Annotated in this window: 1 protein-coding gene; it reads left to right on the top strand. The window is 47.8% G+C overall.

Features of this window, described 5'->3' with window-relative positions; all coding sequences use genetic code 11:
- Positions 1-67 precede the first annotated feature (67 nt).
- Entirely contained in the window at positions 68-1072 is a 1005-nt protein-coding gene (locus HMPREF3138_RS07045) for an IS110-like element IS4321 family transposase (protein ID WP_000427623.1), read from the top strand.
- Positions 1073-1328 lie beyond the last annotated feature (256 nt).

Raw genomic sequence — 1328 nt, forward strand, 5'->3', positions numbered from 1 at the left:
TAATGAGATGGTCACTCCCTCCTTCCCGGTACTATGCTGAGGACAGGCTTTCATTCGGAGAACTATCATGGAAAACATTGCGCTCATTGGTATCGATCTGGGTAAAAACTCTTTCCATATTCATTGCCAGGATCGTCGCGGGAAGGCTGTTTACCGTAAAAAATTTACCCGGCCAAAGTTGATCGAATTTTTGGCGACATGCCCCGCTACAACCATCGCAATGGAAGCCTGTGGCGGTTCTCACTTTATGGCACGCAAGTTGGAAGAGTTGGGGCATTCCCCAAAGCTGATATCACCACAATTTGTCCGCCCGTTCGTTAAAAGCAATAAAAACGACTTTGTCGACGCCGAAGCTATTTGTGAAGCTGCATCGCGTCCGTCTATGCGTTTTGTGCAGCCCAGAACGGAATCTCAGCAGGCAATGCGGGCTCTGCATCGTGTCCGTGAATCCCTGGTTCAGGATAAGGTAAAAACAACCAATCAAATGCATGCTTTTCTGCTGGAATTTGGCATTAGCGTTCCCCGAGGAGCTGCCGTTATTAGCCGACTGAGTACCATTCTTGAGGATAATAGTTTGCCTCTTTACCTCAGCCAGTTATTGCTGAAATTACAACAGCATTATCACTATCTTGTTGAGCAGATTAAAGATTTGGAATCCCAGTTGAAACGAAAGTTGGACGAAGATGAGGTTGGACAGCGCTTGCTGAGCATTCCCTGCGTCGGAACACTGACAGCGAGTACTATTTCAACTGAGATTGGCGACGGGAAGCAGTACGCCAGCAGCCGTGACTTTGCGGCGGCAACAGGGCTTGTACCTCGGCAGTACAGCACGGGAGGTAGGACGACATTGCTGGGAATTAGTAAGCGAGGTAATAAAAAGATCCGAACTTTGTTGGTTCAATGTGCCAGGGTATTCATACAAAAACTGGAACACCAGTCTGGCAAATTGGCCGATTGGGTCAGGGATTTACTGTGCCGGAAAAGCAACTTTGTCGTCACTTGTGCTCTGGCAAACAAGCTGGCCAGAATAGCCTGGGCCCTAACGGCACGACAGCAAACTTATGTAGCATAACGGCAGAAATACACCGGTTTAAAGAATTACTGATCTGGTTTTGCGAATACTGATATTGATGATACTAACGGCCCACCGGCCTGTTGAGGAACCTGTAAAACGGAAAGGCTCATTGAAGCCGTATATTTTCTGGAGGTTCATCAGGCGCGGAACTCATCAAGGCGCGGGAATAAAATCCCATTCAGACGCCGGATAGATTCAAGCAAGCCAACTTGTCGTCAAAATCGGTGTTGCAAAAACGGGAGTGACCATAGAT

This window comes from Serratia sp. HMSC15F11 (genome assembly GCF_001808215.1).
GTDB lineage: Bacteria > Pseudomonadota > Gammaproteobacteria > Enterobacterales > Enterobacteriaceae > Serratia > Serratia nevei.

Bases quoted from the DNA above. Each gene is read 5' to 3' on its own strand.
- HMPREF3138_RS07045 (WP_000427623.1), top strand. From the start codon at position 68: ATGGAAAACATTGCGCTCATTGGTATCGATCTGGGTAAAAACTCTTTC.